This window comes from Marinobacter sp. DSM 26671, assembly GCF_900112835.1.
Lineage (GTDB): Bacteria > Pseudomonadota > Gammaproteobacteria > Pseudomonadales > Oleiphilaceae > Marinobacter > Marinobacter flavimaris.
In genome coordinates this window covers 309,776-325,786 of the sequence record NZ_FONF01000001.1, presented here as the reverse complement: position 1 = coordinate 325,786, position 16,011 = coordinate 309,776, and the positions used below count along the sequence as shown (strand labels likewise).

Here is a 16,011-nt window from a genome sequence, read left to right as displayed (position 1 = left end):
ATTCTTGGAATTCTGTCTACCGGTTCATCTTACCCAGTGAGTGCAACGCTATGTAACAGAAAGTGACGGGGAGTTACCGAGAATGCAGGCCAAATCACACTTTATCCGGAAGCTGATCATGGTTGAGCTGCTCCCATGATCTCATGTACACGTCGGCTTCGTATTGATAAGGCGATTTGAAAGGGGTTAGCACGAAATCGAAGACGAGAAAGAAAAACCCGATAGAAGCCCACGCGATGGCCAGGGTGCTAATGGTCGTTGCCTGTACCTCCGGGTTCGAGTCGACGAAATTCTGTAACACCGGAATCAGATCCGATGCCATCGCAACCGGGTTGAAGCTGGCCATCACCAGTGGCACCCAGAAGGCGATGAAGATCGGGAAGAATCCGAATGACCAGAGCAATCGGCGGAGCAGATAAAGGGCAACTTCCCGCCAGAAGCGCTGTCTGACTTCCGGTACTTTCCGGATCCGCTCGAGGTACCGCCGACGTTCTGCCCAGTAGGCGGCTACTTCCGGGGCCTCAACGGCCTTTGATTGAGGTGCAGGTGTTGTCATGTACGGCGCGGTACCCTATAGCTTCTGGAGTGATGCATGATAAGCGATACTACGTGTTACCCTACAATTCTCCAATTGTTTAAAGACAGGATAGTTTGAATGGCTGCAGTGATCGACAACGCAACTCATCCGGCCTTTGAGAAACTTCGCAGTCACCGGATCGATACACTCAATCTCGAGGTCGAGGAGTATCGTCACAAGAAGACTGGCGCCCGCCATCTGCATCTGGCAGCCGACAACGACGAAAACGTGTTTTTCGTTGCCCTGCGTACCTTCCCGATGGATTCCACCGGGGTGGCGCATATTCTGGAACACACGGCATTGTGTGGCAGCGAGCGTTTCCCGGTTCGTGATCCGTTCTTCATGATGATTCGGCGGTCACTGAACACGTTCATGAACGCTTTCACCAGCAGCGACTGGACGGCCTATCCCTTCGCCAGCATAAACCGAAAGGATTTCGACAACCTTCTGTCGGTTTACCTGGATTGTGTATTTTTCTCCAAGCTCGATCCGCTGGATTTTGCGCAGGAAGGTCATCGCCTTGAGTTCGATAAGCCGGAAGATCCGTCCACCGACCTGGTTTATCGGGGTGTTGTCTACAACGAGATGAAAGGCGCCATGAGTTCGCCCACGTCCCAGCTGTGGCAGAACCTCAGCAGCCACCTTTTCCCGACCACGACCTATCACTACAACAGCGGTGGCGAGCCCGACCACATCGTGGATCTGAGCTACGACGACCTGCTGCAGTTCTACCGCCACCACTATCACCCCAGCAACGCGATATTTGCCACCTACGGCGATATCCCGGCTCATGAGCATCATGAGAAGTTTGAAGAGCTGGCGCTGAAACGGTTCGACCGGCTGGACATCGATCTTCCGGTTCGCGACGAGAAGCGCATGTTCGCCCCGGTCAGGGTAGAGCAGGGCTATGCGGTCAACGAAGGCGAGGGGACCGACAACAAGACTCACATCGTTGTGGGCTGGTTGCTGGGCCACAGTTTTGATTTGCAGGAGAACCTGGAGGGTCAACTGCTCTCTGCGGTACTGCTGGAAAACAGTGCCTCACCACTGATGCGAGCCCTGGAAACCACGGATCTTGGTCATGCACCTTCGCCCATGTGTGGTCTGGAAGACTCCAACCGTGAAATGACCTTTGTTTGCGGCATCGAAGGCAGCGAGCCGGACAAGCACAAGGATCTGGAAGCCCTGCTCGAGTCCACGCTGCTCAAGGTCGTGGAGGAGGGCGTCAGCCAGGGACGTCTGGAAGCCATCCTGCATCAGCTCGAACTGCACCAGCGGGAAATTGCTGGTGACCAGTTCCCGTACGGCCTGCAGCTGATCATGAGTGCCATTGCACCCATGGTGCACGGCGGTGATCCGGTTGAATTGCTGGATCTGGAGCCGGTCCTGGCAACGCTCCGGGAGAAAATCCGGGACCCGCAATACGTGCCGGATCTGATCCGCCGCAAGCTTCTTGAGAACCCGCACCGGGTCACCCTGACCCTGCGGCCGGATGAAAAGCTCGAGTCCCGCCGGCAGGAAGCCATCCGTGAAGCGCTGGCCCGTCGCAAGGCCGAGCTTACCGATGACGAGGTCCGGATGATTGTCGACCGGGCCAGGGCGCTGGAAGAACGCCAGATGCAGAAGGACGATGACTCCATTCTGCCAAAGGTGGATCTGTCAGACGTGCCTCTGCAGATGCCAGAGCCGGAAGGGCGTTATGACGGCGACATTTCGGCAACCGTTTATGCCCGTGGTACCAACGGTCTGGTTTACGAGCAGATTGTTGTCCCGGTGCCGGCGCTGACCGAAGAGGAGCTGCTTCTGGTGCCTTACTACACCACGCTGATTTCCGAAGTGGGTTGTGGTGATCTGGACTACCTGCAAATGCAGGATCGTATCTCTGCGGAGTCTGGTGGTATCGGCGCAGCGTTCAGCGCCAAAGGCCGGATTGATGACGTTCAGGCGCTGTCCGGTTACATCATCTTCAACGGCAAGGCTCTGGCCCGTAATCGCAGTGAGTTGACCCGTCTTCTACGGGATGTCTACACCAGTGCCCGCTTCGATGAGAAAGAGCGAATCCGGGAGATCATTGCGCAGATCCGGGCCCGTCGCGAGCAGGCCGTAACCGGCAGTGGCCATGCACTGGCCATGGGCGCGGCTTCACAGGGTATGAGTCCGGGTGCCTGGCTTTCTTTCCGGCTGGGTGGTCTTGCCGGTATTCGCGGCACCAAGCAGCTCGATCAGGCCCTGAAGGATCCAGAGGAATTGACGGCGCTCTGTGACAAGCTTTCTGCATTGCACGAGAAAATCGGCAAGCAGGGTCGGGAGTTCCTGGTGATTGGTGAAGAGGATCAGCTCCCGGCGATGGTTGATGATCTGAAATCCTGCTGGCGTGATGCCTCTGGAGCGGGCATTGCAGGCTGGAAAATGGAACCGGTCAATTACACTACCCGTGAGGCGTGGCTGACTTCTACCCAGGTTAACTTCTGCTCCAAGGCCTACAGCACTGTCGCTGTGGATCATCCCGATGCGGCGGCACTGACCGTGCTGGGTGGTTTCTTGCGTAACGGTTATCTGCACCGAGCCATTCGGGAGAAGGGTGGCGCTTACGGTGGCGGCGCCGGGCAGGACAGCGTGAATGGCACGTTCCGGTTCTTCTCCTACCGTGATCCGCGCCTGGAGGAAACGCTGGACGATTTCGACGCGGCCCTTGCGTGGCTTCAGGACAATGACCACGACTATCAGGAGCTTGAAGAGTCGATTCTTGGTGTAATTGGTCAACTCGACAGGCCCAGATCGCCTGCGGGCGCTGCTCGCCATGCTTTTCACAACAAGCTGTTTGGGCGAAGTCCGGAGCAGCGTGCCAGGTTCCGGGAGCGGGTGCTGTCCGTCACCCTGGACGACCTGAAGCGTGTGGCCAGAACCTGGCTGGTGCCGGAGAAAGCCAGTACGGCCGTGGTAACCAGTCCGGAAAACCGGGCCAGGGCCGAGAAGCTTGGCCTGAACATTCAGGAACTGTAAAGCCAAAACAAAAGAGGCCAGATGAAGTGTTCATCTGGCCTCTTTTTGGTCTGGCCCCTTTCTTATTCTGCCCCGATGACGCCCTCCAGCCGTCTGTACCCCTAGCGTTGGCGCTTCAGACCGGTTGTCACCATGATTCGGGTGGAGATCTCCTCAACCGAATAGGCGGTGGTATTCAGGTACGGAATCCGCTCACGCCGATACATCAACTCGATTTCCTCGATCTCGTGCATGCACTGCTTGATGGATGAGTAGCGAGAGTTTGGCTTGCGTTCGTTGCGGATGGTTGCCAGCCGCTCCGGCTCGATAGTCAGCCCGAAAATTTTCTCTTTATAGGGTTTCAGGGCTTTCGGGATCTGCTGGTCTGCCAGGTCTTCTTCGGTAATCGGATAGTTTGCCGCTTTCACGCCATACTGCAGCGCCAGATAGAGACAGGTGGGGGTTTTCCCGCTTCGGGAGGCGCCAACGAGGATCAGGTCTGCTTCGTCGTAATGCCGGGTGCGTGCGCCATCGTCATTATCCAGCGCGAAATTGACGGCATTGATCCGGCGTTCATAGCTGCCTTCATTGTTGATGGCATGGGATTTACCGACGGTATAGGAAGAGGAAGACTGGAGTTCCTGTTCCAGGGGGCTGAGAAACGTACCGAAGATGTCCACCATGAAACCCTCGGCGGTGGCGATGATTTCCCGGATATCGCTGTTTACAATGGTGTCGAACACCAGCGGCCGTGCGCCGTCTGTCTCGGCCGCCTTGTTGATCCGTTTGACCATTTCCCGGGCTTTTTCTTCGTCCGCAATGTAGGGAACAGTAACCCGTTCAAACTCGATCTTTTCGAACTGGGCCAGAAGGCTGTGCCCGAGAGCCTCGGCTGTCAGGCCGGTGCCATCAGAAATGAAAAAAGCAGTGCGTTTCATGCTGTATTGTCCGGTTCCTTGGTTCTTGATTCCTGGCTCGGTGGCCTAGGTAATTTCCGCAGGTTACAGTATCATACACGCCAAGTTCGAGACTCCGCAGTGGATATTGTCTGCTTTTACCGCTTGATACCGCTGGCCCGATTTTGCTCTTAGCTTCACAGACTCAAGGGAGACATGCTTTGGAAGATTACATTATCTGGTTTGATCACCTGGGAATGTCCGATGTCGATCGGGTAGGCGGCAAGAACGCCTCACTCGGCGAAATGATCAGTAATCTCGCCAACGCAGGTGTTACCGTTCCAGGTGGCTTTGCCACAACAGCGCACGCCTATCGCGAATTCCTCGCTACTGACGGACTGAAAGAGCGTATCGACAACGCTCTCGATGCTCTGGACATCAACGACGTCAACGAACTGGCCCGGGTTGGTGCCCAGATCCGTCAATGGATCATTGAAACGCCATTTCCGGATGTCCTGGAGAACGCCTTGAAGGAATCGTTCGCCACCCTGCAGGATGGCAACGAACACATGGCGGTTGCGGTACGTTCCTCTGCAACGGCGGAAGATCTCCCGGATGCCTCCTTTGCAGGCCAGCAGGAAACCTTCCTGAACGTGGTGGGGCTGCAACAGGTGCGCACCTCGGTCAAGGAAGTGTTTGCGTCGCTGTTCAATGACCGCGCTATTTCCTACCGCGTCCACCACGGCTTTGACCACAAGATGGTCGCGCTCTCAGCTGGTATCCAGAAAATGGTGCGCAGTGAGACGGCGGCCAGTGGCGTTATGTTCACCCTCGACACAGAATCCGGCTTCCGTGACGTGGTATTTGTAACTGCCTCTTACGGTCTGGGTGAGACCGTCGTTCAGGGTGCTGTAAACCCTGATGAATTCTACGTACACAAGCCTACTCTCGAAGCCAGTCGGCCGGCCGTCCTGCGTCGCAATCTGGGCAGCAAGGCCATCAAGATGGTCTACCACACCAAGCCCGGTGAAGGTGAATTCGTTGAAACAGTGAAGGTGGAGCAGGAAGACCGCAACCGCTTCTGCATCACTGACGCCGAGGTGGAAGACCTGGCACGTCAGGCGATGATTATCGAGAAGCACTACCAGCGACCGATGGACATCGAGTGGGCGAAGGACGGCGACGACGGCAAGATCTACATCGTTCAGGCGCGCCCTGAGACGGTGAAAAGCCGTGCGTCTGCCAATGTGATGGAGCGCTACCTGCTTAAAGAAACCGGCAAGGTGCTGGTGGAAGGCCGGAGCATCGGCCACAAGATCGGCAGTGGCCCGGTGAAGATCATCACCAGCATCAAGGAAATGGACCGGGTGCAGGCCGGCGATGTGTTGGTTACCGACATGACCGACCCGGATTGGGAGCCGGTGATGAAAAGGGCTTCCGCCATTGTTACCGACCGCGGTGGTCGTACCTGCCACGCGGCCATTATTGCCCGCGAGCTGGGCATTCCGGCCGTGGTCGGATGCGGCGATGCCACGGAGTTGCTGACCGACGCACAGGAAGTGACCGTCTCCTGCGCCGAGGGCGATACCGGCATGATCTACGAGGGCTCCCTGGATTTCGAGCTGCGGGAAAATACCGTGGACTCCATGCCGAACATCCCGTTCAAGATCATGATGAACGTCGGCAACCCAGACCGGGCTTTTGATTTCCAGGCGTTGCCGAATGAAGGTGTTGGTTTGGCACGGCTTGAGTTCATTATTAACCGGATGATCGGTGTTCATCCCAAGGCACTGCTGAACTTTGATGGACTGCCCCGGGATATCAAGCAGACCGTTGAGAAACGAATCTCCGGTTACAGCTCGCCGGTGGATTTCTATGTCGACAAGCTGGTTGAGGGCATCTCTACCCTGGCAGCGGCGTTCGCGCCCAAGAAAGTGATCGTGCGGTTGTCGGACTTCAAATCCAACGAATACGCCAACCTGATCGGCGGCACTCTGTACGAGCCGGATGAAGAAAACCCGATGCTCGGTTTCCGGGGTGCATCGCGCTATATCTCCGATACCTTCCGGGACTGCTTTGAGCTGGAATGCCGTGCCCTGAAAAAGGTGCGTAACGAGATGGGGCTGACCAATGTGGAAGTGATGGTCCCGTTCGTGCGTACCGTGGGTGAAGCGGAACAGGTAGTGAACCTGCTGGCGGAGAACGGGCTCAAGCGTGGTGACAACGGTCTTCGGGTCATCATGATGTGTGAGTTGCCGGCCAATGCCCTGCTGGCGGATCAGTTCCTGGAGCACTTTGACGGCTTCTCCATCGGCTCCAACGATCTGACTCAGCTGACCCTGGGTCTGGACCGGGATTCGGGCATCATCGCGCACCTCTTCGATGAGCGGAACGATGCGGTCAAGGCGCTGCTTTCCAACGCCATTCAGGCGTGCAAGAAGGCCGGCAAATACATCGGTATCTGTGGGCAGGGGCCATCGGATCATCCGGATCTCGCCAAGTGGCTGATGGATCAGGGCATTGATACGGTGTCACTGAACCCCGATTCGGTACTGGACACCTGGTTCTTCCTGGCCGACGAAAAAATCGACTGAGTTTATTTCCAGGATAAGGAGAGCGACAACGTGACGACGATAATTACCCCGGACCTGTGTGACGAATTTCCGGAAGTGCTGGTTGTAGAGCCCGGCTTCAATAACTACGGTGGCAACAAGGCATTTGGCGGTGAGATTGTGACCGTGAAGTGTTTTGAAGATAACTCTGTGGTGAAAGAGCAGGTTGGCCAGCCCGGGAACGGTCGCGTGATGGTCGTGGATGGTGGCGCTTCAAAGCGCCATGCGCTATTGGGCGACATGCTCGCGGAGAAGGCTGCGAGCAACGGCTGGGCGGGCCTGATCATCTATGGTTGCGTGCGCGACGTGGATGAGATTGGCAACACCGCCCTGGGTGTGCAGGCCCTTGGCACCCATCCGAGAAAGAGTGAAAAGCGTGGCCTGGGCGACCTGAATGTGCCGGTCACCTTCCACGGCGTTACCTTCCATCCCGGACACTACGTCTACGCCGACAACAACGGCATCATTGTTTCTGAGAAGCCTCTGGTTTGAGGCTTTTCGAGGCAGAGACAAAAACGGCGGCCAATGGCCGCCGTTTTTCGTTGTGCGCCAGGCATGGCGCGTAGCGCCTTGACGGCGCTGTTCCGGTCCAGGTGGTGCTGACCGGATGACTTGGGGGTGTAAGTCCCCTGTGGACCCGGCAAGGGGAACCACTAGCCGGACGGCAAGGGTGTCCACCGCGAGGTGGAATCTGAAGGAAGCCGCAGGCAAAGCACTGGCCTGACGAACAGGAATCGCATAGGAGGCGGTCACACCGGGTGAGACGGCAACGATCGTCAAAGCCCCATACTTGCACGGACGGTGTGGACGTAAATGCGGCAGGCATAAGTGTGAAGGTCACGCGTCTTACCCTGGGAAGTCTGGCTCTCTGCCACTGTGCTACCTGCCCCGTGAGGGGTGGGGATGGGGCGCCAGAACTCAGCAGAGGCCATAGTAGGTGCGTTACCGCGTACTGAAGGGCCGAACATGGTTGGCCGCTATTAGGCGATGAGTTCTCGTGATGTGCTTATGAAGACAGAAGCGACCCGGATGGGTCAGGGCATTCCGGGAGGCGTCGGACGGTATCCGGCAGAGACTGGAGCCCGTGTCGAGGCAGACGCGGGGGCTCATTTGTGGACGAACGCGGAGCCGAACACGCTGATGGAACAGGTGCTTGAGCGCCCGAACCTGATGCGTGCGTATCAGCGGGTGATGTCCAACAGGGGCGCCGCCGGCGTCGATCAGATGCCGGTCACTGCCCTGAAGGGCCACCTGCAACAGCATTGGCCAACGCTGCGCGAGCGGCTGTTGGCCGGAGACTACTACCCTCAGCCGGTACGCAGGGTCAGTATTCCCAAGCCGCAAGGCGGCGAACGGGTGCTGGGTATTCCGACGGTACAGGATCGCTTGATTCAACAGGCACTACACCAAACGCTGAGCCCGATGCTGGAGCCGACCTTCTCGGACCACAGCTACGGGTTCCGCCCCGGCCGGAGTGCTCATCAGGCGGTCAAGGCGATGCAACGGCATATCAACGACGGCCATCGTTGGGTGGTCGATCTGGATTTGGCCCAGTTCTTTGACCGGGTCAACCACGATGTGCTGATGGGCCTGCTGGCCCGTCGCATCACCGACCGACGGATACTCACTCTGATCCGACGGTACCTGCGAGCCGGCATGCTCGAAGGTGGGCTGGTCAGCCCGAGACGGGAAGGGACGCCGCAAGGTGGCCCTCTCTCACCCTTGCTCTCCAACGTGCTTCTGACCGAACTGGACCGGGAGCTGGAGCGGCGGGGACACCGGTTCTGCCGCTACGCGGACGACTGTAATATCTACGTTCGCAGCAAAAGAGCCGGTGACCGGGTGATGGCCAGCATGACCCAGTTCCTGACAACGCGCCTGCGCCTAACCGTGAACACAGGCAAAAGTGCTGTGGATCGCCCATGGCGTCGGAGCTTCCTAGGGTACAGCGTAAGCTGGCATAAAAGGCAGGTACGGTTGAGGGTTGCACCGAAGAGCCTGAAGGCTTTTATGACCAAACTGCGCCCGTTGCTGAAGCGATCCAGGGGGCAAGCGCTAACCACGACCATCCGGAATCTGAACCCGGTCCTGCGAGGGTGGGCGACCTACTATCGCCTTACCGCCTCGAAACGATCGGTGGCAGCGCTGGATGGTTGGATACGGCGACGCCTCCGTCTGATCCTGTGGCAGCAGTGGAAGCTGGCCCGCACTCGGGCCCGAAATCTAGTGCGGTTCGGTCTTACTGAAACCCGGGCTTGGAAGAGCGCGACGAATGGTCGTGGGCCCTGGTGGAACAGCGGCGCGTCTCATATGAACGTGGCCTTACCTCATCGGGTATTCGACCGCCTGTCTCTGATAAGCTTGCTGGATACGATGAACCGGCTTCAGCGCCGTCCATGAACCGCCGTGGTACGGAACCGTATGCCCGGTGGTGTGAGAGGACGGGGGAGGTAACTCCCCCTCCTACTCGATCAGCGAGTGACTTCGCTGATATTCGTTCCAAGGAGGAACCCGTCTCCTTCCGGTTCGCAGCGAATGACTTCGCAGACAGTCTCCAGCGGCGGAAACTGATCACTGCTGGAGTGAAGAACCGTGTGAAGTTCCTCGCCAACGTTCACGGCCTGCTCAACGTAGAGTTGCATGCCGGTCGCGCTCAGATCACGGCAGATCCCTTTGAAGCGGTTGCCCTGGCTGTCGCTGATCTCAATCTCCGAGTTCACCTGCATACGGTGGAAATCGCGTTTCTCCGAATAATCCTTCATGGCATCAGGCCCAGTTGTCGGTTTTTCTTGTTGGTTTGAGCATTGGAATGATCAGTGCCAGCAAAACGCCACCGAGAACGAGGCCCGCGCCCAGCAACATGAAATCGTATTCCTTGCTGGCTTCCAGACGTTCGTTTTCAGCCGTGAGCACTTCAAGGTCGTTGCGAATCTTCTGGTTCTCTTCCCGCAGCTCGCGGTTTCGACGTTCCAGATTGATGGAATCGGCGGCGATACTCTTGATCCGCTGAAGCTCTTCCTGGAGCTCCTGTGAACGGTCAGAAAGCGAGGCTTCGGAGCTTTCCAGCGCGTTGCGCTCAGTGACGACGTTAGACAGCTGCTCTTTTACCTGGGCGAGTTCAGCGCGCGTTTCTTCCAACTGACGGTTGGCCGTACGCAGGCGATCTGCAGCAATGGGTGTCTCGCTCAGGTATTGACTGGAAACCCAGCCCTCGGTGCCCTTGGGAGTGCGAACGAGGGTGTATCCGGAATCGGAGGCCTCGATGACTTCCAGCGGCGTGCCACTGGGAACCGCGTTTTCAATGATGCGGAACTGGGAACCTGCGCCTGACCTCACTGGCAGGTACAACTGGTCGTCAACCCAGACAGTCTTTGCCTGGGCAACAGCAATGGAGGACACTGCGAACAACACACTGATTGCTAGACGAAAAAGCGTCACTGGTTACGTTCCCTGAAATTCTGCGGTTGAAATCTGAGTCTGATTAAAAGCGCAATTTTGTCACAGATGCCCCGCCGTGCAAGCGTGCCATCATTACAATAAACTCATGGGCCCCCAAGGCCCGCTCACGGGAGGACGGCTTTGAAAGGCTTTACCACAACCTTGTCATAAACGCCTGCCTCCACATAAGGGTCGGCATCCGCCCAGGCCTGGGCCGCTTCCAGAGAGTCAAATTCCGCGATTACCAGACTACCGGTAAAGCCGGCATCGCCGGGCTCTGGAGTATCCAGCGCCGGATGAGGGCCAGCGACAAGTAATCGGCCCTCGGCTTTCAGGGCCTGAAGCCGGTCGATGTGAGCCGGACGCGCAGACTGGCGCAACGGCAGGCTGTTCTCGACATCTTCACTGATAATTGCGTAGTACATTCAGCTCTCCGAACAGGTTTTCAAAGACAGGATAGTTGATCAGACAATCAGCGGTCGTGTCGTGCAAGGGTTGGCTGGTACACTGTTAAACCCTGGCAAGCCGCCAGTTATCTGAAGATTCAGGATATTTTGTGACTATACCGCAAGACCCGCATTTGTGCATTGATCTGCATTGCCACAGCACGGCTTCCGATGGCGCGCTATCACCGGCGGCACTGGTCGAGCGCGCTGCCGGTCGGGGGGTTACCCACCTGGCCCTTACTGACCACGACACGATCGCTGGCCTTGCCGAAGCCGAGGCGGCTGCGCAGGCGCAGGGTATCATCCTGATTCCCGGGGTTGAGCTTTCCTGCCTCTGGAAAAGCCGGACCATCCACATCGTCGGTCTGGATTTTGATCCCGGGCAGGCCGGTTTCAGGCAGGCGCTGGAGCAGCAGAACGAGAATCGCTGGGCTCGTGCCCGCATGATCGCGGACCGTCTGGGTAAGCTTGGTGTTGATGGCCTTCTCGATAAGGCCTCCGAGGCTGCCGGTGGCGACGTGCCTGGACGGCCACATTTTGCACAGGTTCTGACAGAGGCTGGCGTTGTTCGTAATGCTGCCCAGGCATTCAAGCGATATCTGGGTAACGGTAAGCCCGGTGATGTAAAAGCTTTCTGGCCGGAGCTTCCAGAAGTCGTGCGCTGGATCACCGAGGCAGGTGGCGTTGCGGTTCTTGCCCATCCCCGAAAATACCAGCTTACGGCAACCAAACTCAGGGAGCTGACCGCGGATTTCCGAAGGGCAGGGGGGCAGGCAATTGAAGTGTCCACTTCAGGTCAATCCAGTGGTGATCTGGGGTTTCTTGCAGAGCTTTGTCGGAAAGAGAAATTGCTGGCATCCCAGGGCAGTGATTTTCACTTTCCCGGCGCTCCCTGGTGTGAGCTTGGCCGCATCATGAAAATGCCAGACGGGCTTGAGCCGGTCTGGCATTCGTTCAGACAACCTGTTCCGGGTGCGGCGCCGCCTTAATCCGGCGCATGGAACAGCAGGTACAGATCCGTCAGTGAGTCCGGGATGGCGTCGGCCATCTGCCGGGATAGCTTTTCACTGTTGCGAACCTTCTGGAAGTCCTCGTCATCGAACAGTCCTGAGAGTGTCAGCATAGGCACCATCAGGTCCGCCGCTTCTTCTTCGCTGGCTGCTTCGAGCCACTCTTCTTCGTGTTCCAGAAAGGTGTCCACGAACCCGGCGCACCAGTTTTCCAGCGCGTTCATGGGGTCGCCATCCTCCGGCTCCGGCAGTTCCAGAGACTGCCCCATGTCCAGGGAGTGGGCCATGTCATTGGCCAGCTGGGTCGAGCAGCGCCTGAACACCTCGGGAATCCCGGTGTCGGGCACCTGATCGGTGCCCGTGGCGAGGCGGAAGATTTCTTCCGCGCTCAGTTCAGCCGGGCCGACGACGCTGGCGCAGACCACCCCATGGAAACCGAAGAAATCCAGGGCTTCATCGCCCCAGGGCTCGGCAAAGAGGATGTCTTCCAGCGCTTCTATGTCGGAGTTCGATAGCATCAGTTAGTTACTCCCGGCCTTTTTGGCCTCTTCCGCGGCCTTCTGGCGCTTGCGGACTTCTCTTGGATCATTGTAAGCGCGGCCCGGTGTTACAGGAACGTCGACTGCCGGGGCATCGGCAGGCGTGTCCTTGGCTGTTGCCTCCGGAGCGGAAGGCGTCTCTTCCTTCACTGGCTCTGCGGTTTTGGGCTCAACTTTTTCGGGCTCGGCTTTCTTGGGCTCGGCCTTTTCGGGGCTGGCCTGCGCTGCTTCAGGCTGCTTTGGCTCCGGTTGAGCCTCGGGAGCCTTACGCTCTGGTGCTACCTTCTCCTCCGCTGGCTTTTCAGCCTTCTCGGGTTGTGGTGCCTCCTCCGGTTCTGCCTTGGCGGCTGGCGCTTCCTTGGGCTTCGCCGGCTGCTTCTTCGCCCGCGGCGCTTGTTCGCCGTCGGCTGTCGCCCTGGACTCCGGCTTTGGCCTCGGAGCTGCCTCTTTTTTCTCGGGAGCCTGGTCAGTCACCGGCGTTGGCTCATCAGTGGCCGCGGTGCTCTTGGCAGGCTCTTTGTCTGTGGCTGCGCCTTGCGCCTGCCCGGTAACGTTTTCGCTCTTTTCCTCAGGCTTCTCAAGGGGTTCGGAGCTTTGTTCAGCCTTGGCGGGCTCGGCTTTTTCAGGTTTCGCTTGGACAGCTTCCTGCTTTTCAACCGGGCTCTCTGCGGCGGGTTTTGTTTCCGCTGCCGGTTTCGCTTCCGGCTTGCTCTCCGACGGCGCTTTGTCTGCGGATGCCTTCTCGGGCTTCTGCTCTTTTGCCGGTTCTTTCTGAGCAGCTTCCGGTTTCGGTGCTTCGCTGGCTGCCGGCGCAGTCTCGGCCCTTGTTTCGGGCTTGTCAGACGCTTTGTTGACTGTTTCCTTTACCTGCTCGGCTTTCACCTCGGGCTTGGCATCGTCACGACCGTTTTCCGGCTGCGTGTCCTTCTGATGCTTCTCGCTACGAGCGGCTTTTCGATCAGCCGGAGCGGACGCCGGTGCATCAGACGGAGAGCCGTCGCGGTTGCGCTGGCGACGTGGCTTTCTGCGTTTCTCTTCTGAACCGGTCTTGTCCGCTGGACCGGACTTGGCTGCATTATCCTGCTGGCCCTGATCCTTCTGGTCCTTCTGCTCGCGATTATCCTTCGGGTCGCGCTGGGGCCTGTTGCGGCCGCGGCCCTGGTTGTCGCGACGGTTGTCACGACGATTTTCAGAGCCTTTGTTATCGGCGCTCTTGTTGTCGCCTCCGCGATTATCCTGGCCTTTGTTTTCGGATGCCTGGCGATTCTGGTTGCCACGGTTCTGGTCGTCGTTGCGGTTGCGGCCGCGGCCACGGTTGTCGTCACCACGGCCCTGCTGGCCGCCCTGGCGACGTTCGTTGCCACTGCGGTTGCCACCTGCACGCTGGTCATCACCGCGGGCTACCCGGGATTTGCGACGGTCCTGACGGCCCTGGTTGCGACGATCTTCGCGCTGGCTCTGGCTCTGCTCGCGATTCTCGACTTTCTGTTCTTCCTCGCCACTAAAGAAACCAGCGATCTTGCGTCCCAGCCGGCGGAAGAGGCCTTCTTCCTGTTCAGTGGTTTCATCAGCCTTCGGTGCGGCCGGGGCAGGCGCGGGTGCGGGTGCGCTCGGCCGGATCGCTTTTACCGCAGCCTGCTCGCGTACCGGCTTCTCAGGGGTGGGCGCCTCGAAGATTTCTTCTTCACGCTCGCTGTACTCCTGGGCCACCTGATGGCTGGAAATGTGCTCGGGCGTTGTTTCATCCTGACGCATCCGGATGATTTCGAAATGCGGTGTCTCCATATGAGGAACCGGCACCACGACAACGCTCACTTCCTGGCGGGCTTCAATGTCGGCCAGCTGCTTGCGCTTCTCGTTGAGCAGGAAAGTGGCGACGGAAACCGGCACAACGGCTCGTACTTCGCCGGTCTTGTCCTTTGACGATTCCTCGTAGATCAGGCGCATGATGCTCAGGGCGAGGGACTCGATGCCACGAATGGTGCCCTGACCTTCACATCGGGGGCACACTTCGCTGCGTGTCTCTCCCAGGGAGGGGCGCAGGCGCTGACGGGACATTTCCAGCAGGCCGAAGCGGGAGATCTTGCCCACCTGAACCCGGGCCCGGTCGATTTCCAGGGCCTCACGCATCTTCTGTTCAACTTCCCGCTGATGCTTCGCAGGCGTCATGTCGATAAAGTCGATGACAATCAGACCGCCCATGTCACGCAGGCGCAACTGGCGGGCGATTTCCTCTGCCGCTTCCAGGTTGGTCTGGAGCGCGGTTTCCTCGATATCCTGGCCTTTCGTGGCGCGGGAAGAGTTGATGTCGATGGAAACCAGGGCCTCGGTCGGATCAATCACGATGGAGCCGCCGGAGGGCAGTTTCACTTCCCGCTGGAAGGCGGTCTCGATTTGGCCTTCGATCTGGTACCGGCTGAACAGCGGGATTTCATCCTTGTACAGCTTGATCTTGTTTTCGAAGGTGGGCATGACTGCACGCACGAAATTCAGGACGTCCTCATAGACGCCATTAGCGTCAATCAGAACCTCGCCGATGTCCTGGCGAAGGTAGTCACGGACCGCACGGATGATAACGTTGCTTTCCTGGTGAATCAGGAAGGGTGCCTTGCGCTCGCCGGCGGCCTGAGTGATGGCCTCCCAGAATTGCACCAGGTAGTCCAGATCCCACTGGAGTTCTTCAGTGGTACGGCCGATGCCGGCGGTACGAACGATGATGCCCATGGATTTCGGCACCTGAACATCGTTCATCGCTTCTTTGAGCTGCGCCCGCTCATCGCCCTCAATGCGACGGGAGATGCCGCCGGCACGGGGGTTGTTGGGCATGAGTACCAGATAGCGACCTGCCAGGGAGATAAACGTGGTCAGGGCTGCGCCCTTATTGCCACGCTCTTCCTTGTCGACCTGCACAATTACTTCTTGGCCTTCGGAAACAACGTCCTTGATGTTGATTTTGCCTTCGATCTGGCCGGGCGACTTCTTGAAGTATTCCTTGGAAATTTCCTTCAACGGCAGAAAGCCGTGGCGCTCGGCGCCGAAATCCACAAACGCGGCCTCGAGACTGGGCTCGACCCGGGTAATGCGGCCCTTGTAGATATTGGCTTTCTTTTGCTCGCGGGAGCTGGATTCGATATCAAGGTCGAATAGACGCTGGCCGTCAACCAGGGCGACGCGCAACTCTTCGGGATGAGTTGCATTGATAAGCATTCTTTTCATGGAAAGAAAGAGTTCCTGTCGTTTGATTTGACAGAAAACCGGAGGGGATCGCATCAGCGAAGCAGGATGTGCGTGCCGCGGGCCCTGTTACATCAAGGGCGGACCGGCGGCCAGACGAATCAGACCCTTCTGGGGTTTGATCCTTTCGGTCTGAGACCAACGCCGACGATCCGGCTGCCTGTGGGCAGGGAGAGGTCGTGTAAGGTTCGTGTCTGTTGACGCATGTTATCCGTTTTCAGGTTCACTCAGGTGCCTGGGTCTCACGTCGTATTCGTATGCTGGACGGCCCGGCCCT

Annotated in this window: 12 protein-coding genes; 5 read left to right on the top strand and 7 right to left on the bottom strand. The window is 58.2% G+C overall.

Annotated features, from left to right (window positions below):
* Positions 1-94: 94 nt before the first annotated feature.
* Positions 95-556 (bottom strand): hypothetical protein, encoded by a 462-nt coding sequence (locus BM035_RS01420; RefSeq protein WP_008175027.1) that lies wholly within the window; start codon positions 554-556, stop codon positions 95-97.
* 99 nt (positions 557-655) lie between these two features.
* Here BM035_RS01420 and BM035_RS01415 point away from each other — a divergent pair, with 99 nt between their 5' ends.
* Complete coding sequence (locus BM035_RS01415) at positions 656-3,580, top strand: insulinase family protein (RefSeq protein WP_092029915.1); 2,925 nt, start codon at positions 656-658, stop codon at positions 3,578-3,580.
* Between the two features lie 101 nt (positions 3,581-3,681).
* Here the strand turns inward: BM035_RS01415 and ppsR are convergent, their stop codons facing one another.
* Positions 3,682-4,497: a posphoenolpyruvate synthetase regulatory kinase/phosphorylase PpsR gene (ppsR, locus tag BM035_RS01410; RefSeq protein WP_008174940.1), complete on the bottom strand. Its 816-nt coding sequence runs from the start codon at positions 4,495-4,497 to the stop codon at positions 3,682-3,684.
* Positions 4,498-4,712: 215 nt separating this feature from the next.
* Between ppsR and ppsA the strand changes: the two genes are divergently transcribed.
* From ppsA to ltrA, 3 genes are all read left to right on the top strand, one after another.
* Positions 4,713-7,049: a phosphoenolpyruvate synthase gene (ppsA, locus tag BM035_RS01405; protein ID WP_410796000.1), complete on the top strand. Its 2,337-nt coding sequence runs from the start codon at positions 4,713-4,715 to the stop codon at positions 7,047-7,049.
* A gap of 30 nt (positions 7,050-7,079) precedes the next feature.
* Positions 7,080-7,559 carry a ribonuclease E activity regulator RraA gene (rraA, locus tag BM035_RS01400; RefSeq protein ID WP_008174943.1) on the top strand — a complete coding sequence of 160 codons (480 nt, stop codon included), beginning with the start codon at positions 7,080-7,082 and terminating at the stop codon, positions 7,557-7,559.
* A 516-nt stretch (positions 7,560-8,075) separates the two neighbouring features.
* The gene (gene ltrA / locus BM035_RS01395) at positions 8,076-9,467 is read left to right on the top strand and encodes a group II intron reverse transcriptase/maturase (RefSeq protein ID WP_092029913.1); all 1,392 of its coding nucleotides are present in this window, start codon (positions 8,076-8,078) and stop codon (positions 9,465-9,467) included.
* A 71-nt stretch (positions 9,468-9,538) separates the two neighbouring features.
* Here ltrA and BM035_RS01390 read toward each other — a convergent pair whose 3' ends face one another.
* The 3 genes from BM035_RS01390 to BM035_RS01380 all read right to left on the bottom strand — a co-directional run bounded on the left by BM035_RS01390 (position 9,539) and on the right by BM035_RS01380 (position 10,930).
* The gene (locus BM035_RS01390; protein WP_008174945.1) at positions 9,539-9,829 is read right to left on the bottom strand and encodes a PilZ domain-containing protein; all 291 of its coding nucleotides are present in this window, start codon (positions 9,827-9,829) and stop codon (positions 9,539-9,541) included.
* Positions 9,830-9,833: 4 nt separating this feature from the next.
* Positions 9,834-10,505, bottom strand: coding sequence for a TIGR04211 family SH3 domain-containing protein (locus tag BM035_RS01385; protein WP_039882073.1), 672 nt, complete (start codon positions 10,503-10,505; stop codon positions 9,834-9,836).
* A 125-nt stretch (positions 10,506-10,630) separates the two neighbouring features.
* Complete coding sequence (locus BM035_RS01380) at positions 10,631-10,930, bottom strand: YciI family protein (protein ID WP_008174948.1); 300 nt, start codon at positions 10,928-10,930, stop codon at positions 10,631-10,633.
* Between the two features lie 131 nt (positions 10,931-11,061).
* Here BM035_RS01380 and BM035_RS01375 point away from each other — a divergent pair, with 131 nt between their 5' ends.
* Positions 11,062-11,940 carry a PHP domain-containing protein gene (locus BM035_RS01375; RefSeq protein WP_039882074.1) on the top strand — a complete coding sequence of 293 codons (879 nt, stop codon included), beginning with the start codon at positions 11,062-11,064 and terminating at the stop codon, positions 11,938-11,940.
* On the opposite strand, the gene BM035_RS01370 is transcribed toward BM035_RS01375, so the two are convergent.
* Together BM035_RS01370 and rne are read right to left on the bottom strand one after the other, a co-directional pair.
* Positions 11,937-12,479 carry a YecA/YgfB family protein gene (locus BM035_RS01370; protein ID WP_008174953.1) on the bottom strand — a complete coding sequence of 181 codons (543 nt, stop codon included), beginning with the start codon at positions 12,477-12,479 and terminating at the stop codon, positions 11,937-11,939. The genes BM035_RS01375 and BM035_RS01370 overlap by 4 nt on opposite strands.
* A gap of 3 nt (positions 12,480-12,482) precedes the next feature.
* A complete protein-coding gene (rne, locus tag BM035_RS01365; protein ID WP_092029911.1) occupies positions 12,483-15,716 on the bottom strand; it encodes a ribonuclease E in 3,234 nt (1,077 codons plus the stop codon).
* Between the last annotated feature and the right edge of the window lie 295 nt (positions 15,717-16,011).

Bases quoted from the DNA above. Each gene is read 5' to 3' on its own strand.
- rne (WP_092029911.1), bottom strand. From the start codon at position 15,716: ATGAAAAGAATGCTTATCAATGCAACTCATCCCGAAGAGTTGCGCGTC.
- ppsR (WP_008174940.1), bottom strand. From the start codon at position 4,497: ATGAAACGCACTGCTTTTTTCATTTCTGATGGCACCGGCCTGACAGCC.
- BM035_RS01380 (WP_008174948.1), bottom strand. From the start codon at position 10,930: ATGTACTACGCAATTATCAGTGAAGATGTCGAGAACAGCCTGCCGTTG.
- ltrA (WP_092029913.1), top strand. From the start codon at position 8,076: ATGAAGACAGAAGCGACCCGGATGGGTCAGGGCATTCCGGGAGGCGTC.
- BM035_RS01390 (WP_008174945.1), bottom strand. From the start codon at position 9,829: ATGAAGGATTATTCGGAGAAACGCGATTTCCACCGTATGCAGGTGAAC.
- ppsA (WP_410796000.1), top strand. From the start codon at position 4,713: ATGTCCGATGTCGATCGGGTAGGCGGCAAGAACGCCTCACTCGGCGAA.
- BM035_RS01415 (WP_092029915.1), top strand. From the start codon at position 656: ATGGCTGCAGTGATCGACAACGCAACTCATCCGGCCTTTGAGAAACTT.
- BM035_RS01420 (WP_008175027.1), bottom strand. From the start codon at position 556: ATGACAACACCTGCACCTCAATCAAAGGCCGTTGAGGCCCCGGAAGTA.
- BM035_RS01370 (WP_008174953.1), bottom strand. From the start codon at position 12,479: ATGCTATCGAACTCCGACATAGAAGCGCTGGAAGACATCCTCTTTGCC.